This window comes from Janthinobacterium sp. HH106, assembly GCF_001758725.1.
Taxonomy (GTDB): Bacteria; Pseudomonadota; Gammaproteobacteria; order Burkholderiales; family Burkholderiaceae_D; genus Janthinobacterium.
Genome location: NZ_LRIC01000040.1, coordinates 120870 through 143696 on the forward strand (window position 1 = coordinate 120870; position 22827 = coordinate 143696).

Annotated in this window: 20 protein-coding genes; 14 read left to right on the plus strand and 6 right to left on the minus strand. The window is 61.3% G+C overall.

Annotated elements, in window-relative coordinates:
• Nucleotides 1–76 precede the first annotated feature (76 nt).
• The 5 genes from JAB8_RS16125 to JAB8_RS16145 form a co-directional block, all read right to left on the minus strand.
• Nucleotides 77–1330 (minus strand): DUF2863 family protein, encoded by a 1254-nt coding sequence (locus JAB8_RS16125; protein WP_070219186.1) that lies wholly within the window; start codon nt 1328–1330, stop codon nt 77–79.
• 213 nt (nt 1331–1543) lie between these two features.
• Nucleotides 1544–4264 (minus strand): aconitate hydratase AcnA, encoded by a 2721-nt coding sequence (acnA, locus tag JAB8_RS16130; RefSeq protein WP_070219187.1) that lies wholly within the window; start codon nt 4262–4264, stop codon nt 1544–1546.
• A gap of 87 nt (nt 4265–4351) precedes the next feature.
• On the minus strand, nt 4352–4897 hold the full coding sequence (locus JAB8_RS16135) for a hypothetical protein (protein WP_070219188.1): 546 nt from the start codon (nt 4895–4897) through the stop codon (nt 4352–4354).
• 13 nt (nt 4898–4910) lie between these two features.
• Complete coding sequence (locus tag JAB8_RS16140) at nt 4911–5909, minus strand: aldolase/citrate lyase family protein (RefSeq protein ID WP_070290586.1); 999 nt, start codon at nt 5907–5909, stop codon at nt 4911–4913.
• A 113-nt stretch (nt 5910–6022) separates the two neighbouring features.
• Complete coding sequence (locus JAB8_RS16145; protein WP_070219190.1) at nt 6023–7012, minus strand: malate dehydrogenase; 990 nt, start codon at nt 7010–7012, stop codon at nt 6023–6025.
• Nucleotides 7013–7317: 305 nt separating this feature from the next.
• On the opposite strand from JAB8_RS16145, the gene JAB8_RS16150 reads away from it, so the two are divergent.
• From JAB8_RS16150 to JAB8_RS16190, 9 genes are all read left to right on the plus strand, one after another.
• Nucleotides 7318–8202: a GntR family transcriptional regulator gene (locus JAB8_RS16150; protein ID WP_071654420.1), complete on the plus strand. Its 885-nt coding sequence runs from the start codon at nt 7318–7320 to the stop codon at nt 8200–8202.
• Between the two features lie 307 nt (nt 8203–8509).
• Nucleotides 8510–8932 (plus strand): succinate dehydrogenase, cytochrome b556 subunit, encoded by a 423-nt coding sequence (gene sdhC, locus JAB8_RS16155; RefSeq protein ID WP_034752080.1) that lies wholly within the window; start codon nt 8510–8512, stop codon nt 8930–8932.
• Between the two features lie 2 nt (nt 8933–8934).
• Nucleotides 8935–9300 carry a succinate dehydrogenase, hydrophobic membrane anchor protein gene (gene sdhD, locus JAB8_RS16160; protein WP_034752078.1) on the plus strand — a complete coding sequence of 122 codons (366 nt, stop codon included), beginning with the start codon at nt 8935–8937 and terminating at the stop codon, nt 9298–9300.
• A gap of 2 nt (nt 9301–9302) precedes the next feature.
• Complete coding sequence (sdhA, locus tag JAB8_RS16165; protein WP_070219191.1) at nt 9303–11084, plus strand: succinate dehydrogenase flavoprotein subunit; 1782 nt, start codon at nt 9303–9305, stop codon at nt 11082–11084.
• Nucleotides 11085–11093: 9 nt separating this feature from the next.
• Nucleotides 11094–11804: a succinate dehydrogenase iron-sulfur subunit gene (locus JAB8_RS16170; protein ID WP_034752075.1), complete on the plus strand. Its 711-nt coding sequence runs from the start codon at nt 11094–11096 to the stop codon at nt 11802–11804.
• A 117-nt stretch (nt 11805–11921) separates the two neighbouring features.
• A complete protein-coding gene (locus tag JAB8_RS16175; RefSeq protein ID WP_034752073.1) occupies nt 11922–12203 on the plus strand; it encodes a succinate dehydrogenase assembly factor 2 in 282 nt (93 codons plus the stop codon).
• Nucleotides 12204–12324: 121 nt separating this feature from the next.
• Complete coding sequence (gltA, locus tag JAB8_RS16180) at nt 12325–13626, plus strand: citrate synthase (RefSeq protein ID WP_034752071.1); 1302 nt, start codon at nt 12325–12327, stop codon at nt 13624–13626.
• 123 nt (nt 13627–13749) lie between these two features.
• Complete coding sequence (locus JAB8_RS16185; protein ID WP_070290587.1) at nt 13750–14091, plus strand: helix-turn-helix domain-containing protein; 342 nt, start codon at nt 13750–13752, stop codon at nt 14089–14091.
• 224 nt (nt 14092–14315) lie between these two features.
• Nucleotides 14316–14858, plus strand: a complete 543-nt coding sequence (locus tag JAB8_RS16190) for an NAD(P)H-dependent oxidoreductase (protein WP_070290588.1) — start codon at nt 14316–14318, stop codon at nt 14856–14858.
• 16 nt (nt 14859–14874) lie between these two features.
• On the opposite strand, the gene JAB8_RS16195 is transcribed toward JAB8_RS16190, so the two are convergent.
• Nucleotides 14875–15330 carry a hypothetical protein gene (locus tag JAB8_RS16195; RefSeq protein ID WP_139143069.1) on the minus strand — a complete coding sequence of 152 codons (456 nt, stop codon included), beginning with the start codon at nt 15328–15330 and terminating at the stop codon, nt 14875–14877.
• Between the two features lie 115 nt (nt 15331–15445).
• Here JAB8_RS16195 and JAB8_RS16200 point away from each other — a divergent pair, with 115 nt between their 5' ends.
• From JAB8_RS16200 to lpdA, 5 genes are all read left to right on the plus strand, one after another.
• The gene (locus JAB8_RS16200; RefSeq protein ID WP_070290590.1) at nt 15446–16420 is read left to right on the plus strand and encodes a LysR family transcriptional regulator; all 975 of its coding nucleotides are present in this window, start codon (nt 15446–15448) and stop codon (nt 16418–16420) included.
• Nucleotides 16421–16677: 257 nt separating this feature from the next.
• Nucleotides 16678–19530, plus strand: coding sequence for a 2-oxoglutarate dehydrogenase E1 component (locus tag JAB8_RS16205; RefSeq protein ID WP_046685725.1), 2853 nt, complete (start codon nt 16678–16680; stop codon nt 19528–19530).
• A gap of 117 nt (nt 19531–19647) precedes the next feature.
• Nucleotides 19648–20904 (plus strand): 2-oxoglutarate dehydrogenase complex dihydrolipoyllysine-residue succinyltransferase, encoded by a 1257-nt coding sequence (gene odhB, locus JAB8_RS16210; RefSeq protein WP_070219196.1) that lies wholly within the window; start codon nt 19648–19650, stop codon nt 20902–20904.
• A 94-nt stretch (nt 20905–20998) separates the two neighbouring features.
• Entirely contained in the window at nt 20999–21382 is a 384-nt protein-coding gene (locus JAB8_RS16215) for a PspC domain-containing protein (RefSeq protein WP_070290591.1), read from the plus strand.
• Entirely contained in the window at nt 21372–22802 is a 1431-nt protein-coding gene (lpdA, locus tag JAB8_RS16220; RefSeq protein ID WP_035820749.1) for a dihydrolipoyl dehydrogenase, read from the plus strand. The genes JAB8_RS16215 and lpdA overlap by 11 nt, the downstream gene beginning before the upstream one ends.
• Nucleotides 22803–22827: the final 25 nt, after the last annotated feature.

Genomic DNA, 22827 nt, shown 5'->3' on the forward strand with positions numbered 1-22827 from the left:
CGGCTAATCTGACCTACGGCCTATGCCGGCATCGTAGGTCGGATTAGCGCTGCGCGCGTAATCCGACAAGCCCGCATCAATGGAAATGCTCGGTGCCCTGCGGCGTATCTTCCGGCATTTCCGCATGCGCCAGCTCGCCGACCGGGTCGGCAAACAGGGGGGCGCCGCAGTCGTCGCAATACTCTCCGACAAAACGTTCCGCGTGGCGCTTGATCTGCGTCACGCCGGCGGCGTTCAGGTGTTCGATGATTTCATCGACGGGCGTCTTTTGCTTGTCCAGCGCGGCGATGCCGACCTGGATCAGGCCTTCGATCGGCGTGCCATCCTCGTCTTCCTGGCCGTACAGGGGCCAGACGATGCCGTAGATGACGTCCGGCGCCTGGCGCAGGGTGAAGGCGATGCGGTACTCGTCGACCTGACCGTCGGCCGCCTCTTCGCCGAAGCCGGCGATCACGGCGCGCAGTTCCGACGGCTCGATGGCCAGTGTGTGCGTCAGGTAGTGCACGGCGGCGCGCACGGAGACGGGGCGTATCAGCTTGTCCGCTTCGCGGCAAGCCACGTAGTACGCTTCCGGCAGCAGCAATTCCAGGCCGCAGCCGGGCAGCAGGCGGGCGATGGTCGGCGTCGCCTGCGTGCGCCATTGTTCCAGGGCGGCGCTGCGCTCGGCGATGAAGTCGAGCTGGCTCGAAGGCGTCTGCCAGCGGAACAGCGGTGCGCCGGCAGGGGCCACCACGGCCACCAGCAGGTAGCGCGTATCGGCCAGGAAGGGCGCCGTTTCCGCTTCTTTGCTGGAGGGCTTGACGGCCGTGCCCTTCAGGGCGGCCAGGGCCAGCTTTTGCGTCTTGGCATAGGTCTCGACGTGGCTGCGCGGCAACTGGTCGATCGAATACAGGGTGGGCGCCATGGCCATCTTCGTGCCGTCGGCCAGCAGGTGGGCGGCGAAATGCGCGGACAGCACGCCGTGCGCGTCGCCGGCCATGGGGCCGGAAGCGATGGAAAAGCGCGTCCACGCGAGGATGGGCACGGCGACGAGCAGGGCGTCGTAGCGCACGTCTTCATGCGTGACGACGGTCGATTCGCTGATGGCTTCAACGCAGTCCATCAGCACGTCGTAGGCGTTCAAGTCTTCCTTGAACAGGCTGCCCAGGGTGTTGTCGATGGTGTCCTGGTGGCCGGTTTTGAGTAATTTCTGGAGCTGCGTATCCAGGCTGTGTTCCCAGGACCGCTCTTCGAGACGGCTGGCTGCCTGTACGATCGCCTGGGCAAAGGTGACCAGGCGCTGGCTGTCGGCAGTCAGTTTATGGGATGAATCTTTGGAAGGACGACGCATAGCGGGATAAGAGTCTCGGAAAGTGAAAAAAATGGATCAGTCAAACAATGATAAACCCTTATAACCGTATTGTAGAGGATTCAGCCGCACGCAATACGTAAGCTGTCCTTAGATCATGCCAATAGTCGAAATTTCAAGTCGGAACGGGGCGCAGGGACGAAAAAAAGCGCCGGTCGGAACCGGCGCTTTGATCTTGCATCACAGCTGGGCTGATTACTCGGCCAGTAGTTGACGCAACACGAATGGCAGGATACCGCCATGCTTGTAGTAATCGACTTCGATCGGCGTATCGATGCGCAGCAGGACTTTGACTTCCTGGCTGCTGCCGTCGGCGCGGTGGATCACCAAGGTGGCCAGTTGCTGTGGCTTGATTTCGCCTTCGAGGCCTTTCAGGTCGAAGGTTTCATTGCCGGTGATGCCCAGCGTCTGCACGCTGTCGTCGCCGATGAATTGCAGCGGCAGCACGCCCATGCCCACCAGGTTCGAGCGGTGGATGCGCTCGAACGAACGGGTGATCACGGCTTTCACGCCCAGCAGCTGGGTGCCCTTGGCTGCCCAGTCGCGCGACGAGCCCGTACCGTACTCTTCGCCGCCGAAGACCATGGTTGGCGTACCTTCAGCAACATATTTCATCGCTGCGTCGTAGATCGACATCTGTTCGCCGGAAGGCTGGTGGATCGTGATGCCGCCTTCGACCGCCGAACCGTCCGCCTTGGCAGGGATCATGCGGTTTTTGATACGCACGTTGGCAAACGTGCCGCGCATCATGATTTCATGGTTGCCGCGACGCGAGCCGTAGGAGTTGAAGTCCGCTTTCAGGACGCCGTTTTCCTTCAGCCATTTGCCTGCAGGACCGTTTTCCTGGATCGAGCCGGCTGGCGAGATGTGGTCGGTGGTGATGGAATCGCCGAACACGCCCAGTGCGCGCGCGCCTTCGATGCCGGTGGCCACAGCCGCTGGTGTCATCGAGAAGTTGTCGAAGAACGGCGGTTCCGCGATGTAGGTCGATTTCGGCCAGTTGTAGACTTGGCCGGAGACGGTGGTGACTTTCTCCCACAGCTTGCCTGGCGCGCCCTTGACGTCGGCGTAGTTGTCCTTGAATACCTTGGCGTTCATGGCGAACTTCATCATGGCCGACACTTCAGCCGAGGTCGGCCAGATGTCGCCCAGGTAGACGTCCTTGCCGCCCTTGCCCTTGCCGACAGGTTCCGTCATCAGGTCGCGCGTCATGTTGCCGGCGATGGCGTAAGCGACGACCAGCGGAGGCGAAGCGAGGAAGTTCGAGCGGATGTTCGGGTGGATACGCGCTTCGAAGTTGCGGTTGCCCGACAGCACGGCCGAGGCGACGATGTCATGCGTGGCAATCGCTGCGTTCAGCTCGGGCGTCAGGTCGCCCGCATTGCCGATACAGGTGGTGCAGCCGTAGGCGGTCACGCCGAAGCCCAGTTTTTCCAGGTAGGGCAGCAGGCCGGCGGCCGTCAGGTATTCGGTCACGACGCGCGAGCCAGGAGCCAGCGAGGTCTTGATGTGCGGAGCGACCTTCAGGCCGGCTTCCACGGCTTTCTTGGCCAGCAGGCCGGCAGCCAGCATCACGCTCGGGTTCGAGGTGTTGGTGCACGAGGTGATCGCGGCGATCAGCACGTCGCCGTTCGACACTTTCACGCCGTTTGTCGTTTCGTACACGGCAGCCAGGTCGGCCGGGTTCTTGTTGAAGCCGTTTTCGGTCGTCGGCTTGGCGAACAGCTCGGCGAAGTTGGCCTTGACGTTGCCGATTTCGATACGGTCTTGCGGGCGTTTCGGGCCGGCCAGCGACGGAGCGACCGACGCCAGGTTCAGTTCCACCACGCGGGTGTAGTCGATGTCGCCGGCTTTTGGCACGCCGAACAGGTTCTGCGCCTTGAAGTAGCCTTCGAACGCGGCGATTTCAGCCTTGCTGCGGCCGGTGCCCTTGAAGTAGTCGATGGTCGCTTCGTCGACGGGGAAGAAGCCCATGGTCGCGCCGTATTCCGGTGCCATGTTGGCGATCGTCGCGCGGTCCGTCAGGGTCAAGGACTCAGTGCCTTCGCCGAAGAATTCGACGAACTTGCCGACGACTTTCTCTTTGCGCAGCAGTTCGGTAATCGTCAGTACCAGGTCGGTGGCGGTGCAGCCTTCGCGCAATGCGCCCGACAGGTTGACGCCGATGACGTCCGGCGTCAGGAAGTAGACCGGCTGGCCCAGCATGCCGGCTTCCGCCTCGATGCCGCCCACGCCCCAGCCGACTACGCCGATGCCGTTGATCATGGTGGTGTGCGAGTCGGTGCCGACCAGGGTGTCGGGGTAGTACACGTCGCCGGCTTTCTTGCCTGCGTGGTGCACGCCGCGCGCCAGGTATTCCAGGTTGACCTGGTGGACGATGCCGAAGCCCGGCGGCACGACGCCGAAGGTGTCGAATGCCTGCATGCCCCATTTCATGAACTGGTAACGCTCGTTGTTACGCGAGAATTCCAGTTTCATGTTCAGGTCCAGCGCTTTCTTTTCGCGGTAGTGATCGATGGTCACCGAGTGGTCGACCACCAGATCGACCGGCACCAAAGGTTCGATCTTCTTGGCGTTGATGCCCATCTTGGCGGCCACGTTGCGCATCGCTGCCAGGTCGGCCAGCAGCGGTACGCCGGTGAAGTCTTGCAGCACGACGCGCGCCACTACGAACGGGATCTCGTCGGTGCGCTCGGCGGTCGGGCCCCAGCTCGCCAATTGCTTGACGTGTTCTTCGGTGACTTTTTTGCCGTCGCAGTTGCGCAATACCGATTCGAGCACGATGCGAATCGACACTGGCAGGCGGGAGACATTGATGCCCAGGCTTTTTTCCAGCGCAGGCAGGGAATACAGCTTGCCCTTCTTGCTGTCCGAAATATTAAAGTCCTTGAGCGTGTTCAGAGTGTTGCGGGACATGACCTCTCCTTGTTGGGTATCGTCTATTATTGATTATTCAAATTACAAAACATGACTGAGCCCCCGAAGAGGCCCTTGCTACGCACATCAGCCGCCGGTCGCCGGCAGCACGCCCAGCGATGGCGCGGCTTCCACCACTGCCGCTGGTTTGGCTTGCTCCGCATCCTTGCATTCATTGGCCAGCTGGCGGCCCTGCTTGGAGTCGAGCAGCATGCCTTTGGCCGGGATGCCGATCCACACGAGACCATACAGACGGTTCTCGAAGCGGTTGGCGCCGGTGGTGGTGCCAACGCGGCTCAGGCGGTGCAGGCGCTTCTTCCAGCGCAGGGCGATGTGTTTGTCGTCAGTAGCATTGGTGTAGATGGTAATTTTATTACCAAGTTCACAATTGAAATCGGTGGAGGCCGAGCCTGCCGTGTTCGGTTCATCGGCTTCTTCCTTGTCGGCGACCGACATGGCCAGCGGATGGGCTTCCTTGGCGGCAGCTTTTGCCTTGGCAGCCTTGGCCTTTGGCTTGGCCTTGACGGCCTTGGGATTTGCCTCTGCCGTGGCGGCGAAGCTGGCTGGCGCCAGCGTGAGGGTCATGGCGCCCAGCGCGACGCTGCAGGCAATTGCTAATTTGGAGAGGGACATCGTGTAATTCCTGTCAGTTTTCAGTGGTGCTGGAAGAGGGGGTGTTGAGTAATGCAGCAGCCGCCTCGGGCAGGCCGAGGCCCGCCAGTTTGGCGCGTTGCAAAACGGTCCAATAATATCGGTAGCTGGCGCGGTCGTGCAAGCGGCCATTTTGCGCAATCGGCCCCCAGTTGGCGCGCAGCGCTTCGTTGAGGATGTTGCTGGCCTCGTTGACTTCGGACAGGCGCGGCGTAAAGGCCTTGATGATGGGCTTGATCTGGTCCGGGTGGATGCTCCACATGCGCGTGTAGCCGAACTCGGCTGTCGCGCGCTGGGCGTCGTTGGCCACCACGGCCGAATCGCGCACGTCCGTCGTCACGTTATGCGACGCCACCTTGCCGTGCGCGTGGCAGGCGGCCGCCACTTCGAGCTTGGCGCGCACCACCAGCGGGTGCGTGAACTGGCCCGGCGTGCGCATGGCGGCGGCGGGAATGGCGCCGTAATGGGCCGAGACGAAATCCATGATGCCGAAGGACAGGCATTCGACCTGGGGCAGGGCGGCGATCGCATAGGCGTCGCGCAGCGCGCCGTGCGTCTCGATCAGGATGTGCACGGGCAGGTTGTCGCGGCCGGCGCGGCGCGCGTGCAGGTTGATCAGGTCGATGGCCAGCATGGCGTCCTGCACGCCGGCCACCTTGGGCACGGCGATGTAGGCCAGGCGGGATGCGGCCGAGCAGATGATTTCCACGTCGCGCGCGAAAAACGGGCTGTCGACGTCGTGCACGCGCACGCCGATGCGGTTGAACTGGTTGTCGTCGCTGGCCAGCAGGCCGGCGATCATCAGGGCGTGGGATTCTTCATTGCCGGCGCTGGCGCCGTCTTCGCAGTCGAACGTGATGTCGAACAGGGGACCAAGCTCTTGTTGCAAAGCAATCGATTTACGCATCAGCTTTTCAGAGCCGGCGTAGTGGTCGCAAGCGGCGAGCAACAGCGGCTGGCGTTTGCCTTGGAATAAAACCTCGGAAGGGTGCATGCTTAAGGCATTTCTGCAGGTAAAGACTACTTGATAAAACAGCCGCGCCGCGAATCTCGCGGGGCGGCCTTCGTGGCGGGCGGCACGTTTGCGCCGCGCCGCCAGAACTGGACTTAGGCCAGCAGGTGTTTCACGCCTTCGCGCTCTTCGGTCAGTTCCTTCAGGGTCAGGTTGATGCGCTCTTGCGAGAATGCATCGATTTCCAGACCTTGAACGATCGTGTACTCGCCGTTGTCGGTGGTGACCGGGAAGCCGAACACGGTGCCTTCCGGGATGCCATACGAGCCATCCGAAGGTACGCCCATGGTGGTCCACTTGCCGTTCGTGCCCAGCATCCAGTCATGGATGTGGTCGATGGCGGCGTTCGCTGCCGACGCTGCCGACGACAGGCCGCGCGCTTCGATGATGGCAGCGCCGCGCTTGCCGACGGTTGGCAGGAACACGTTGGCGTTCCATTCCTGGTCGTTGATCAGGTCTTTCACAGCCTTGCCGTTGACGGTGGCGAAGCGGTAGTCGGCGTACATCGTTGGCGAGTGGTTGCCCCACACGGTCAGCTTTTCGATGTCTTTCACGGCGGTGCCGGTCTTGGCAGCGACTTGCGACAGCGCGCGGTTGTGGTCCAGGCGCAGCATGGCGGTGAAGTTTTTCGCCGGCAGCGATGGCGCCGATTTCATGGCGATGTAGGCGTTGGTGTTGGCAGGGTTGCCGACCACCAGCACTTTGACATTGCGCGAAGCGACGGCGTCGAGCGCCTTGCCTTGCACCGTGAAGATCTGCGCGTTCGCTTCCAGCAGGTCCTTGCGTTCCATGCCTGGGCCGCGCGGACGCGCGCCAACCAGTACGGCCACGTCGACATCCTTGAAGGCGGTCAGCGGATCGGAGTGGGCGGTCATTTCCGTCAGCAGCGGGAAGGCGCAGTCGTCGATTTCCATCATCACGCCCTTGAGCGCCTTCTGGGCTTTTTCGTCCGGGATTTCAAGCAGTTGCAAGATGACAGGCTGGTCTTTGCCGAGCATGTCGCCATTGGCGATGCGGAACAACAGGGCGTAGCCGATCTGGCCGGCGGCGCCGGTCACTGCAACACGCATTGGGGTTTTAGCCATGATGAATCTCCAAAAATGGGAAAGAAAACGGGCTTGAAGCTGGGCTTACGCTTATCCGGAAAAACTATAATGATACCAAAACCGGCCCGCGCCACCGAATTGCTGGTGTACGCTGCCGTCACGCTCGTGCTGCACGAAGCCAGAGTGGCTGGCCGACAACATAAAACGCGGGCTCACATGTTTTATCGAGGGCAGTTTAGGCCTCCGATCCCTATCTGTCAATCATATCTTATGTCTTATATAAGACAGATAACCGCGTCTGTTTTACTGGACGCGGGCAGTGATTTGTGTTGAAATGTCGGACTATGAATTCCGCCTCGTCCAATCTGACCAACAATGCCACTGCTGCAAGCGGGGCGGTCAGTCCGACCGCGGGCACCCCGGCCACGCCCGTCCCCGCGGCGGCCAGTACCCCAGTCACCGTGACGGCTGCCAGCAATGCCACTGCGTCCGCCGTGCCTGCAGTCACTGCTTCGCCCACCTTCAGTCCCCTGTACCAGCAGATCAAGGCGCTCATCACGCAAAGCCTGCAATCGGGCGAATGGAAACCGGGCGAGCTCATTCCCAGCGAGGTCGAGCTGGCCGGCCGCTTCAAGGTCAGCCAGGGCACGGTGCGCAAGGCCATCGATGAACTGGCCGCCGAGAATCTCGTCATGCGCCGCCAGGGCAAGGGCACTTTCGTGTCCACCCACCATGAGGCGCGCGCGCATTTCCGCTTCCTGCGCCTGGTGCCGGACGAAGGCGTGCCGCATTATCCCGAAAGCAAATTTATCGAAGTCAAGCGCGTGCGCGCGCCGGCCGACGTGGCGCGCCTGATGGACCTGAAGTCCGGCGACGCCGTCATCTTCATCAAGCGCGTCCAGTATTTCGACGGCGTGCCGACCATCGTCGAAGAGCTGTGGCTGCCCGGCCTGATCTTCAAGGGCCTGACGGCCGAGCGCCTGGTGGAATACAAGGGGCCCATGTACGGCCTGTTCGAAACGGAATTCGGCACGCGCATGATACGCGCGTCCGAGCAGATCCGCGCCGTGTGCGCCGACGCGGGCGCCGCGCAACTGTTGAATATCGACCTCGGCACGCCCTTGCTCAGTTCCGAGCGCGTGTCGTTTACCTACGGCGACAAGCCGGTCGAACTGCGCCGGGGCTTGTACCTGACCAGTCGCCACCATTATCAGAATGAACTCAGCTGAAGCTGCGGGGCGCCTGCGGGTGTCCGCACAAGCGGCAAGGCTGAAGTGCATCGCTTGCAAGATGCCTGCCGCAAGGCGGGCAACGGAGACAACGGAAAGCGCAGCGACAACATGGCCCGCCCCCGGCGGGCCGTGTTTTGCCAGCGATTCTGTAATTAAATTACGTGAACTACGGAAAGTAGCGCGGTATTTTGTAGTAAAAAACCATTTTGGTTATATGTAACAATAGATATTGGTATGGGTTGCGAAAATCGGCGAAAATCGCGGCTTCAATATTTAGTTGAAATTCAAAGGGGAGGTTTTTGTTATGTCTGAAGCCGTAAGAGAAGTACCAAAAAAAGAACGGCCGCAATTCCGTAACATTCATGTTACCGAATTGTCGAACTACCGCATGGCTGTCGGCGCCATCGTCTCGATCCTGCATCGCATCAGCGGTTTCATCATTTTCGCCTTGCTGCCATGCATACTGTACATGCTGGAACTGAGCCTGCGTTCCGAAATGTCCTATGCCTACTTCCAGGGCATCGCCTCGCACTGGTTCGTCAAGCTGATCACCCTGGGTCTGGTCTGGGCCTTCCTGCACCACTTCTGCGCCGGTATCCGTCACCTGTTCATGGATGTGCACGTCGCCATCGAAAAAGATTCGGCCCGCAAGACCGCGTCGTCCGTGCTGGTCGTGAGCCTGGTGTTGACGGCTTTGGTCGCTTTGAAACTGTTTGGAGTATTTTAAACATGGCAGACAATAATATCGGACCGAAACGCCTCGTCGTCGGTGCCCATTACGGCTTGCGCGACTGGCTGGCGCAGCGCGTCACCGCCATCGTCATGGTGGCGTATGTTGCCATCCTGCTTATTTCTTTCTTGACTGGCAGCAACTTCAGCTATGAAGGCTGGGCTGGTCTGTTCGCACAGCAGTGGTTTAAATTGTTCAGCCTGGTGACCTTCGTCGCCCTGTTCTACCACGCATGGGTCGGCGTACGCGACATCTGGATGGACTACGTGAAAAGCGCTGGCCTCCGTCTGACCCTGCAAATTGCCACCATGCTGTGGTTGATCGCTTGTGCCGGCTGGACGGTACAGATACTCTGGAGTGTGTAATCGTGGCAGCATATAAATCTGCAATCCCTACCCGCCGCTTTGATGCGGTTATCGTTGGCGCCGGCGGTTCCGGCATGCGCGCGTCGTTGCAGCTGGCTGAAGCCGGTCTGAACGTCGCAGTTCTGTCGAAAGTCTTCCCGACCCGCTCGCACACCGTGGCAGCGCAGGGCGGTATCGGCGCGTCGCTCGGCAACATGGCCGAAGACAACTGGTTCTGGCACATGTTCGACACCGTCAAGGGCGGCGACTATCTGGGCGACCAGGATGCCATCGAATTCATGTGCCGCGAAGCACCGAAGGTCGTGTACGAACTGGAACACTTCGGCATGCCATTCGACCGCAACCCTGACGGCACCATCTATCAGCGTCCGTTCGGCGGCCACACGGCCCACTTCGGCGAAAAGCCGGTGCAGCGCGCCTGCGCGGCAGCCGACCGTACCGGTCACGCCCTGTTGCACACGCTGTACCAGCGCAACGTGCGCGCCCGTACGCACTTCTTCGTCGAATGGATGGCGCTCGACCTGATCCGTGACGCCGAAGGCGACGTGATCGGTGTTGTCGCTCTGGAAATGGAAACCGGCGAATGCATGATCCTGGAAGCAAAGACGACGGTCATGGCAACGGGCGGCGCAGGCCGCATCTTCGCCGCGTCGACGAATGCGTTCATTAATACCGGCGACGGCATGGGCATGGCGGCACGCGCCGGCCTGCCGCTGCAGGACATGGAATTCTGGCAGTTCCACCCGACCGGCGTCGCCGGCGCGGGCGTATTGATCACCGAAGGCGTGCGCGGCGAAGGCGGCATCCTGATCAATAGCGAAGGCGAACGCTTCATGGAGCGCTATGCGCCTACCCTGAAGGATCTGGCGCCGCGCGACTTCGTCTCGCGTTCGATGGACCAGGAAATCAAGGAAGGCCGCGGCTGCGGTCCGAACAAGGACCACGTGATGCTGGACCTGCGTCATATCGGCGCCGACACCATCGCCAAGCGCCTGCCGTCGATCCTGGAAATCGGCCACAAGTTCGCCAACGTCGACGCCACCAAGGAACCGATTCCTGTCGTGCCGACGATTCACTACCAGATGGGCGGCATCCCGACGAACATCCACGGCCAGGTCGTCACCCCGACCGGCCCGGACAATTCGGCCAAGGTCGTCAACGGCCTGTACGCGATCGGCGAATGCGCCTGCGTCTCCGTGCACGGCGCCAACCGCCTGGGCACGAACTCGCTGCTCGACCTGGTGGTCTTCGGCCGCGCGGCCGGCAACCACATCGTCAACAGCGGCCTGAAAGCCAAGGAAAACAAGCCTTTGCCAGCCGATGCTGCCGACTTTGCCATGGGCCGCCTGGCGCGCCTGGAAAACTCGACCGGCACGGAAACCGTGCAGGGCGTGGCCAACGACATCCGCGCAACGATGCAGAAGTACTGCGGCGTGTTCCGTACCGACGAGATGCTGAACAAGGGCGTCGAAGAAATCATGAAGCTCGACGAGCGCCGCAAGCACGTCTCCTTCAAGGATAAATCGATGGTCTTCAACACGGCCCGCGTGGAAGCGCTGGAGCTGGACAACCTGATCGAAACGGCGAAAGCGACCATCGTTTCGGCAGCGGCCCGCAAGGAATCGCGCGGCGCGCACGCCCAGGACGACCATCCGCAACGCGACGACGAGAACTGGATGAAGCACACTCTGTGGTATTCGGAAGGCAACCGACTGGAATACAAGCCGGTCGTGACCAAGCCGCTGACGGTTGATACCTTCAAACCGAAACCACGTACTTTCTAAGGCTATACCATGGCACGCACTCTTAAATTCAAAATCTACCGCTACGATCCTGACCAGGATGCCAAGCCGTACATGCAAGACCTGACGGTCGAACTGAAAGACACCGACAAGATGCTGCTCGACGCACTGCAGCGCATCAAGGCGGACGTCGATGACTCGCTGGCCCTGCGTCGCTCGTGCCGCGAAGGCGTGTGCGGTTCGGACGCGATGAACATCAACGGCAAGAACGGCCTGGCATGCACCACCAACCTGAACGAACTGTCGGAGCCTATCGTGCTGCGTCCGTTGCCAGGCTTGCCGGTCATCCGCGACCTGATCGTCGACATGACGCAATTTTTCAAGCAGTACGATTCGATCAAGCCTTTCCTGATCAACGATTCGATCCCGCCTGAAAAAGAGCGCCTGCAATCGCCGGAACAGCGCGAAGAACTCGATGGCCTGTACGAGTGCATCCTGTGCGCATGCTGCTCCACGTCGTGCCCGTCGTTCTGGTGGAATCCGGACAAGTTCGTCGGTCCTGCCGGCCTGCTGCAAGCCTACCGCTTCATCGCCGATTCGCGCGACGAAGCCACCGGTGCGCGTCTGGACAACCTGGAAGACCCGTACCGCCTGTTCCGCTGCCATTCGATCATGAACTGCGTCGACGTCTGCCCGAAAGGGTTGAACCCGAACAAGGCGATCGGCAAGATCAAGGAATTGATGGTCCGCCGCGCGATCTGATCCTCCTGATCGCGTCCGCCGGGCGCCGTTTGCCGGAAGAGGGTATCCTCTCTTGCCTGCAGGCGGCGCCTGCAAAGCAGCACCGTGCCGCAAGGCACACGTAAAGTGGTAAACCAAATGACAGAATCAATTTTGTCCTCGCATCAGGCCGACCCGGCCAACCGCGCCCGCCTGCGCTGGCGTTCACGCCGTGGCCTGCTGGAAAACGACATTATCCTGACCCGTTTTCTCGATGCGTATGAAACCGAATTGACCGATGAAGAAGTTGACGCGCTGACGCGTTTGCTGGATTTATCGGACAATGCGTTAATGGATCTGGTACTGGCCCGTAAAGAGCCGGAAGGCGAAGTCGATCTGCCGCATGTGCGCGCACTGCTGCAACGACTGCGCATTGCCTAGACGCCTGGGCGATATATTGCAAACGGTGCGAGTGGCGCGCTGTAGCACTGCCGAATGCGGTGCGAATTGCAGCCAGAATTTTTGATTTTAATTTCGACTCACTCCCGAGAAGGAAGAGCCCATGAATATCTCTGACACAAAAGCTACCCTGTCGTTCTCCGATGGCAGCCCATCGCTTGAATTTCCAATCTACAAAGGCACGGTTGGCCCGGACGTCATCGACATCCGCAAACTGTACGCCGGTAGCGGCAAGTTCACCTACGACCCAGGCTTTATGTCGACGGCCGCCTGTAACTCGTCGATCACCTACATCGACGGCGACAAGGGCGAGCTGCTGTACCGTGGTTACCCGATCGAGCAGTTGGCCGTCAACGCCGACTTCATGGAATCGTGCTACCTGCTGCTGAACGGCGAACTGCCGAACGCGGCGCAGAAAGCCAAGTTCGTCGACACCGTCACCAAGCACACGATGGTGCACGAACAGATGCAATTCTTCTTCCGTGGCTTCCGCCGCGACGCGCATCCGATGTCGGTCCTGGTGGGCACCGTCGGCGCGCTGGCATCGTTCTACCATGACTCGCTGGACATCAACGACCCGCGTCACCGCGAAGTGTCGGCCATCCGCCTGATCGCCAAGATGCCAACCCTGGTCGCCATGACCTACAAGTACTCGGTCGGCCAGCCGTTCGTGTACCCACGCAACGACCTGTCGTACAGCGCCAACTTCATGCACATGATGTTCGCCAACCCGTGCGAAGAGTACAAGGTCAACGACGTGCTGGTGCGCGCCCTGGACCGCATCCTGATCCTGCATGCGGACCACGAGCAAAACGCATCGACTTCGACCGTCCGTCTGGCCGGTTCGTCGGGCGCCAACCCGTTCGCCTGTATCGCTGCCGGTATCGCCTGCCTGTGGGGCCCTGCCCACGGCGGCGCCAACGAAGCGGCACTGAACATGCTGAAAGAAATCGGCACCGTCGAGAACATCCCTGCCTTCATCGCGCAAGTCAAGGACAAGAACTCGGGCGTCAAGCTGATGGGCTTTGGCCACCGCGTGTACAAGAACTTCGATCCACGCGCCAAGCTGATGCGTGAAACCTGCTACGAAGTGCTGCAAGAACTGGGTCTGCAAGACGATCCGCTGTTCAAGCTGGCGATGGAACTGGAAAAGATTGCGCTGAACGACGAATACTTCGTGTCGCGCAAACTGTACCCGAACGTCGACTTCTACTCGGGCATCGTGCAATCGGCGCTGGGCATCCCTGTGTCGCTGTTCACCGGTATCTTCGCTATGGCCCGTACGATCGGCTGGATCGCCCAGTGGAACGAAATGATCGCCGACCCAGAGCAAAAGATCGGCCGTCCGCGCCAGCTGTTCGTCGGTTCGACCACGCGTGAAGTGCTGCCACTGGACAAGCGTTAATCCAGAGCGGTATCGCGCAAACAAAAAACGGGCTTCGGCCCGTTTTTTTATGCGCGTGCTCGACGCAAGCCGGGGCCGCCGGGCTGTTATGCTCGTACTCTGATCAACAGGAAGCACAACGCGATGAATGAAGAAACCTGCGCCCCCGGCGGCGTGGCCCTCGGCGATACTGCATTTGGCTATACCTTGTCGCTGATCGGCGGGAAATACAAGATGCTGATCCTGTACGCGCTGGCGGAAAACAAGGTGCTGCGGCATAACGAACTCAAGCGCCATCTGGGCGGCATCGCCTTCAAGACCCTCAGCGTCGTGCTCAAGGAGCTGGAAACGGACGCGCTGATCGTCCGCAAGGAGTATCCGCAAGTGCCGCCCAAGGTGGAATACTCGCTCTCCAGCAAGGGGGACTCGCTGATCCCTGTGCTGCATACCCTCTGCGAGTGGGGCGAGCGGCACCAGCCAGTCTGATATGGATGCGCATGGCAAGGCGCTTTTTCACAGCCAGGTAACTTACTTTTTGTATGGTATGAGCAGTTAATGTGCGTACTTGTGAAAAGTACCCAGCATGGCTATGCTGTTTCTGCCCTTGGAAGCGCGCGGCACGTGCGGTGCGCCATGGGGCAGGGCATCGGCTTGCCTGCTTTCCTGAGAAGGCGGGGCCGGTGCGTCCCTCTCATTTTCAGGAAAGCAGCATGATGAAAACCCTTGTGATCGTCTTCCATCCCTCCCTCGCCACGTCGGTGGCCAACAAGCGCTGGCTGCAGGAGCTGGCGCGGTATCCGGACCGCTATACCATCCACGACGTGCACCAGGCTTATCCGGATGGAAAGATCGATGTGGCGCGCGAGCAGGCGCTGGTGGAGTCGCACGCCCACGTGGTCTTGCAGTTCCCCGTGTACTGGTTCAACTGCCCGCCCCTGCTCAAGCAGTGGCTCGACGAGGTGCTGGCGTATGGCTGGGCCTACGGCTCGGGCGGCGACGCCTTCAGGGGCCGCAAGGTGGCGCTGGCCGTCACGGCAGGCATCCGCGAGGAAGACTTCACGCCGCAAGGTAAGTGGCACGTCACCCTGGCGCAGCTGCTGGCGCCGTTCGATGTCACCCTGGCGTATATCGGCGCCGACAATGGCCGCTTCTTTGCCTTCTATGGCGCGGAAGACGGGCCGAAGGAAACGGGCTATGCCGAGCGGCTGGCGCGCAGCGCGCAAGAGTATGAACGCTTCCTGGCCGCCTTGTAAGGCTGCTGGTGCGGCCTCAGTTCAAGGCCGCTTCCAGCTGGCGCAGCGCGACCTGTCTTCCTTCCAGCTGCAGGCTGGTGCCCTCATAGGGCTGGGGCATGACGATGCAGCGCGGCGCGTTGTGCTTGAGGATGCCGCCCCAGTGGGCGACCCTGGCGCCGGCCTGGCGGCGGATCGCCTCGACCGTGGCGCCGCTGGCGAGGATGCGGGCTTGCGGAAAGGCTAGCCGCAGCACGCCCAGACCGAAATACGCTTGCGGTTCGGCCGCGCTGATATAGATGGTGATCAGGTGCTTGCCGCTGGCGGCGATGGTGTGCGCTAACTGCGCCGCATCGTCGCGCAGGAACTGGGCATTGACGAGGATGGCGTCGGCCACGCCGCTCAGCAGCAGCGAAGTGGACGGTGCGCGGCCCAGCACATCGAGCTGGAAGGTTTCCAAGGTACGGGAGGGAAGGGCGGCGCGTGCAAACATATTATTCTTTCTGCATTAGGTGCTCATGTCGCATATTATCCTTTCGACCAGGCGCGACAAATAGGGTAGATTGCAATACTTAGTTGCATGGATCGGATGAATCAAGGAGTAGCGCATGGACCGTATCACCGCCGCACAAGTATTCGTCGCCATCGCCGAGCGGGGCAGCATGGTGGCCGCCAGCGAGGCGCTCGACATGTCGCGCGCCATGGTGACGCGCTACCTGGCCGAGATGGAAGAGTGGGCGGGGGCGCGCCTGTTGCATCGCACCACGCGCCGCCTGAGCCTGACGGATGCGGGCGACGCCACCCTGGCGCGCTGCCGGCAGATGCTGGACGTGGCCGGCGCCATGGCCGTCACCTCGCCCGAGGGCATCGACACGCCGCACGGCTTGTTGCGCATCACCTGCTCGCAATCCTTGGCGCAGACGGCGCTCGCTGGCGCAGTGACCGCTTACCTGCGGCGCTACCCGCGCGCCGCCGTCGACCTGCAGATGGAGAACCGCGCCGTCAACCTGGTGGAACAGCGCATCGACCTGGCGATCCGCATCACGAACGCGCTTGAACCGAACCTGATCGCGCGCCAGCTGGCCAGCTGCGCGTCGGTGGTGTGCGCCGCACCATCGTATCTGGCGGCGCACGGCACGCCGCGCCGGGCGCAAGACCTGGCCTTGCACAACTGTCTGACGTACACGTATTTCGGCAAGAGCCTGTGGCAATTTACGCATGACGGGGAAGCGCTCACTGTCCCCGTCAGCGGCCGTTTGTCGGCGAATGAGTCGCTGGTCCTGCTGGTGGCCACGGTGGCGGGGGCGGGCATCGCCATGCAGCCGCGCTATTCGGCCGCGCCGCTGATCGCCAGCGGGCAGCTGGTGGAACTGCTGCCCGCTTACGTGCCGCAGGACATGGGCATCTACGGTGTCTACACTTCGCGCCAGCACATGTCGCCGCTGCTGCGCACCATGCTCGACTTCCTGGTCGAGTGGTTTGCCGGCGATGCCGATTGGCTGGCGGCCATCGCGGCGGGGCCATTGCCGGGCAGACCAGTCGGGCGCAAGCGGCACGCCGGCAGGTCCGCCGATGTGCCGTAAGCACAACAGTGACAGGCTTGCAAGCCCGGGAAAATCAACAACACAGCTTACATTTGCTTGCCAAATAAAATTCAACTTGCAGTTGTTGCGTTACAATACCGCGTGCTATTCTAAATGACGGTATGCAGAATGCTGGTGCAATAAAAAAGCCCTTCCCCACAACTTGATGTGCAATCCGCTAACCGGTCAGGCCGTGTCGCGGAAGGTTAGATTAACCCGCTAATTCCTCGCGAAGCGCGAAGAAAGGTGAGCAATATATGCAGCAATTAACGACCAACTCCTACCTGTTCGGTGGGAATGCTCCGTACGTGGAAGACCTGTACGAGGCGTATCTGAACAATCCAGGCTCGGTACCCGATAACTGGCGTTCCTACTTCGACGCAATGCAGCACGTGCCTGCCGTCGATGGCACCAACAAGCCTGACGTGGCACATGCCTCCGTCGTCGCCTCGTTCGCCGAGCGCGCAAAAGCAGGTCCGATCCGCACAGTGACCGCTTCCTTCGATGCTGAAATGGGCCGCAAGCGCGTCGCCGCCACGCAGTTGATCGCCGCTTACCGCTACCTCGGTTCGCACTGGGCCAATCTGGATCCGCTGCAACGCCAGGAACGTCCGATGATCCCTGAGCTCGAGCCGAGCTTCTACGGTTTCACCGACGCGGACATGGACACCGTGTTCAACATCAGCAATACCTATTTTGGCCCCGAGACCGCCACCCTGCGCGATCTGCTCAACTATCTGCGCGATACCTATACGCGTTCGATCGGCGCCGAATTCATGTACATCTCCGATCCGGCCGAAAAGCGCTGGCTGCAAGAGAAACTGGAATCGATCCGCTCTACCCCGAATTTCACCCCAGAGAAGAAAATCCACATCCTCGACCGCCTCACCGCGGCTGAAGGCCTGGAACGCTATCTGCACACCCGCTACGTGGGCCAGAAGCGCTTCTCCCTGGAAGGCGGCGAAACCTTCATCGCCTCGATGGATGAAACCATCCAGCGCGCCGGCGAAAAAGGCGTGCAGGAAATCGTGATCGGCATGGCCCACCGCGGCCGCCTGAACGTGCTGGTGAACACCCTGGGCAAGGCGCCGCAGGAACTGTTCGAAGAATTCGAAGGCAAGCATGGCGACGACCTGCCAGCCGGCGACGTGAAATACCATCAAGGCTTCTCGTCGGACATCTCCACCGCAGGCGGCCCGGTCCACCTGTCGCTGGCGTTCAATCCGTCGCACCTGGAAATCGTCAACCCTGTGGTCGAAGGTTCCGTCAAGGCCCGCATGGACCGCCGCGGCGACGCGCAGGGCGCGCAAGTGCTGCCTATCCTGGTGCACGGCGATGCCGCTTTCGCCGGCCAGGGCGTGGTCATGGAAACGCTGAATCTGGCGCAAACCCGCGGCTACCATACCGGCGGCACGGTGCATATCGTGATCAACAACCAGATCGGTTTCACCACGTCGGACCCGCGCGATGCACGCTCGACCCTGTACTGCTCGGACGTCGTCAAGATGATCGAAGCACCGGTCCTGCACATCAATGCCGATGATCCGGAAGCCGTGGTACTGGCGACGCAGATCGCGCTCGACTACCGCATGGAATTCAAGAAGGACATCGTCCTCGACATCATCTGCTACCGCAAGCTTGGCCACAACGAGCAAGATACGCCGGCACTGACGCAGCCGCTGATGTACAAGAAGATCGGCCAGCATCCAGGCACCCGCAAGCTGTACGCGGACAAGCTGGTAGCGCAAGGCGTGATCCCTGCCGATGGCGGCGACAAGATGGTGGCCGCGTTCCGCGACGCCATGGACGCCGGCAAGCACACCGTCGATCCCGTCATCTCGAACTTCAAGAACAAGTACGCCGTCGACTGGCTGCCGTTCCTGAACAAGAAATGGACCGATTCGGCCGACACCGCCGTGCCGATGACGGAACTGAAACGCCTGGCCACCCGCATCACCACCGTGCCGGAAGACTTCAAGGTCCACTCGCTGGTGGAAAAAGTGCTGGGCGACCGTGCCACCATGGGCCGCGGCGAAATGAACCTGGACTGGGGCATGGGCGAACACCTGGCCTACGCATCGCTGGTATCGTCCGGCTACGCCATCCGCCTGACGGGCCAGGATGCCGGCCGCGGCACCTTCGTGCACCGCCACGCCGTGCTGCATGACCAGAACCGCGAGCGTTGGGATGCAGGTACCTACATTCCGCTGCAAAACGTGTCGGACAACCAGGCGCCGTTCACCGTCATCGACTCGGTGCTGTCCGAAGAAGCCGTACTGGCCTTCGAATACGGCTACTCGACCGCTGAACCGAACACCCTGACGATCTGGGAAGCCCAGTTCGGCGACTTCGCCAACGGCGCGCAAGTGGTGATCGACCAATTCATCAGCTCCGGCGAAGTGAAGTGGGGCCGCGCTTCGGGCCTGGTCATGATGCTGCCGCACGGTTACGAAGGCCAGGGTCCTGAGCACTCGTCCGCGCGTCCCGAGCGTTTCCTGCAGCTGTGCGCAGACAACAACATGCAAGTGGTGCAGCCGACGACGGCTTCGCAGATCTTCCATTTGCTGCGCCGCCAGATGGTGCGCCAGTTCCGCAAGCCGCTGGTCATCCTGACGCCGAAGTCGCTGCTGCGCAACAAGGATGCCGGTTCGCCGCTGACCGACCTGGCCAAGGGCGGTTTCCAGACCGTCATCGGCGAAGTCGACGACAAAATCGACGCCAAGAAAGTCAAGCGCGTGGTCGCCTGCTCGGGCAAGGTCTACTACGACCTGGTCAACGCACGCAAGACCCGCGGCCAGACCGACACGGCCATCGTGCGCCTGGAACAGCTGTATCCGTTCCCGCACAAGTCGTTCGCTGCTGAACTGAAGAAGTTCCCGAACCTGGTCGAAGTCGTCTGGGCACAGGACGAGCCGCAAAACCAGGGTGCCTGGTTCCAGATCCAGCACAACATCTTCGAAGGCCTGGAATCGGGTCAGCGTCTGGCCTACGCCGGCCGTCCTGCTTCGGCGTCGCCTGCTGTCGGTTACTATGACAAGCACTACGCCCAGCAAAAAGACCTGCTGGAAACGGCATTCTCGAAGCTGAAGGGTTTTATCCTGACCAAGTAAGTGGCTCGATAAGGGGCGCCATGCGAGTGCATGGCGCCTGCTCGCATACATCATGACGGAGCGCCGCCCTTGCTACGCAGGGGCGGCGCCGCAATAACAAAATAAACGGAGTTTTACATGGCACAAATCGAAGTCAAAGTTCCCCAGTTGTCGGAATCGGTTGCGGAAGCGACCCTGCTGGCATGGCACAAGAAAGTCGGCGAAGCAGTCGCGCGCGACGAAAACATGATCGACATCGAAACCGATAAAGTAGTGCTGGAACTGCCGGCGCCGGCCGCTGGCGTGATCGTGCAAATCATCAAGGATAACGGCGCCACCGTCGTTGCCGGCGAAGTCATCGCCATCATCGATACCGACGGCTCGGCCAAGGTCAGCCCGATGGAAGTCTCCGCCGTGCCTGCGCCAGCCCTGGCTGCCGCTGCCCAAGATACCGCCAGCGCTTCGGCGCCAGCTGCTGCGACCAAAGGCGATGTCGCCATGCCTGCCGCCGCCAAGATCCTGTCCGAAAAAGGCCTGTCCGCCGGCGACGTCGCCGGTTCGGGCAAAGACGGCCGCGTGACCAAGGGCGACGCCCTGGCCGCTTCCGCCAAGCCAGCCGTTGCGCCGCTGGCGCCAGCCGCTGCCAAGCCGGCGCTGCAACAAGTTGCCACGCCGTCGGCCGCCAACCTGGGCGACCGCCCTGAAGAGCGCGTGCCGATGAGCCGCCTGCGCGCACGTATCGCCGAGCGCCTGCTGCAATCGCAATCGACGAACGCCATCCTGACCACGTTCAACGAAGTGAACATGCAGCCGGTCATCGACCTGCGCAACAAGTACAAGGACAAGTTCGAGAAAGAGCACGGCGTCAAGCTGGGCTTCATGTCCTTCTTCGTCAAGGCCGCCGTCGCCGCCCTGAAAAAGTACCCGATCATCAATGCCTCCGTTGACGGCAACGATATCGTCTACCACGGCTACTTCGACATCGGTATCGCCGTCGGTTCGCCGCGCGGCCTGGTCGTGCCTATCATCCGCAACGCGGACCAGCTGTCGATCGCCGACATCGAGAAAAAAATCGGTGAATTCGGCGCGAAAGCCAAGGAAGGCAAGCTGACCCTGGACGACCTGACGGGCGGTACGTTCTCGATCTCGAACGGCGGCACCTTCGGCTCCATGCTGTCGACCCCGATCATCAACCCGCCGCAATCGGCCATCCTGGGCGTGCATGCGACCAAGGACCGCGCCGTCGTCGAAAACGGCCAGATCGTGGTGCGTCCGATGAACTACCTGGCCATGTCCTACGACCACCGCATCATCGACGGCCGCGAAGCCGTCCTGGGCCTGGTGGCGATGAAAGAAGCGCTGGAAGATCCTGCACGCCTGCTGCTGGACCTGTAAGCACTGTAGTCCCCCGGCGTAGCCGCCGGGGCAATGTAGCTGATACCCCTTGCCAGAAGACGCAGCTGGCTGATCTCAATGAAAGAGGATTCCTATGAACATCTCTGAAGAAATCAAGCGTCTGCACGAGTTGCACCTGGCGGGCGCCCTGAGCGACGCGGAATTCGCGCAAGCGAAAGCCAAGCTCCTGAGCAATATCAACCTGGACAAGCCGGACAGCACGTCCGGCGCCGGTGCCGCTGCCGGCCCGGCGAACGACCTGGTGCAGGAATTCAACCGCCTGCGCCGTTCGCGCGACGACCGCTGGCTTGGCGGCGTCTGCGGCGGCCTGGGCCGCGCTTCCGGCATGGAAGCGTGGATCTGGCGCCTCGTCTTCGTCCTGTTTACATTGAACTTCGGCTTCGGCGTGGTGATTTACCTTCTATTGTGGATTTTCGTACCAGACGAAGAGATTGGAATAACAAAACATGAGTACTAAACAATTTGACGTAGTTGTCATCGGTGCGGGCCCTGGCGGCTACATCGCCGCCATCCGCGCAGCGCAGCTGGGCTTTTCCGTCGCTTGCGTCGACGAGTGGTCGAACGCCAAGGGCGGCGCCGCGCCTGGCGGTACCTGCACCAACGTCGGCTGCATCCCGTCGAAAGCGCTGCTGCAATCGTCCGAGCATTTCGAACACGCGGGCCACAGCTTCGCCGAGCACGGCATCGACGTCGCCGGCCTGAAGCTGAACCTGGGCCAGATGCTCAAGCGCAAGGACACCGTCGTCAAGCAGAACAACGACGGCATCCTGTACCTGTTCAAGAAGAACAAGATCGCCTTCTTCCACGGCCGCGCCGCTTTCGCTGCCGCCGCCGCTGGCGCGTATGAAATCAGCGTGACGGGCGAAGCCAACGAAACCTTGTCGGCCAAGCACGTGGTCATCGCCACGGGCTCGAACGCGCGCGAACTGCCGGGCGCACCATTCGACGAGAAACTGATCCTGTCGAACACGGGCGCACTGGCCATCGACGCCGTACCCGCCAAACTGGGCGTCATCGGCGCCGGCGTGATCGGCCTGGAAATGGGCAGCGTCTGGCGCCGCCTGGGTTCCGACGTCACCGTGCTCGAAGGCCTGCCGGTCTTCCTGGGCGCCGTGGACGAGCAGATCGCCAAGGAAGCGTCGAAGCTGTTCACCAAGCAAGGCTTGAAGATCAACCTCGGTTGCAAGATCGGTGCGATCACGCCGGGCAAGAAAGACGTCACCGTGGAATTCGTGGACGCCAAGGGCGAAGCGCAAAAAGCCGTGTTCGACAAGCTGATCATCTCGATCGGCCGCACGCCGAACACGAACGGCCTGGGCGCCGACAAGGTCGGCCTGCAGCTGGACGAGCGCGGCTTCATCGCCGTCGACGGCGACTGCAAGACCAACCTGCCGAACGTATGGGCAGTGGGCGACGTCGTGCGCGGCCCGATGCTGGCGCACAAGGCCGAAGAAGAAGGCGTTGCCGTGGCCGAACGTATCGCCGGCCAGCATGGCCACACCAACTTCAACACGATTCCTTGGGTGATCTACACCTCGCCGGAAATCGCGTGGGTCGGCAAGACCGAGCAAACCCTGAAGGCGGAAGGCATCGCCTACAAGGCCGGCACCTTCCCGTTCATGGCCAACGGCCGTGCGCGCGCGCTGGGCGACACCTCGGGCATGGTGAAATTCCTGGCCGATGCGACCACCGATGAAATTCTCGGCGTGCACATCGTCGGTCCGATGGCGTCCGAACTGATTTCCGAAGCCGTCGTGGCGATGGAATTCAAGGCCTCGGCCGAAGACATCGCGCGCATCTGCCACGCGCACCCATCGCTGTCCGAAGCGACCAAGGAAGCAGCACTGGCTGTTGACAAGCGTACCTTGAACTTCTAATTGTAGTTAGTCCAGCAGGGGCGCT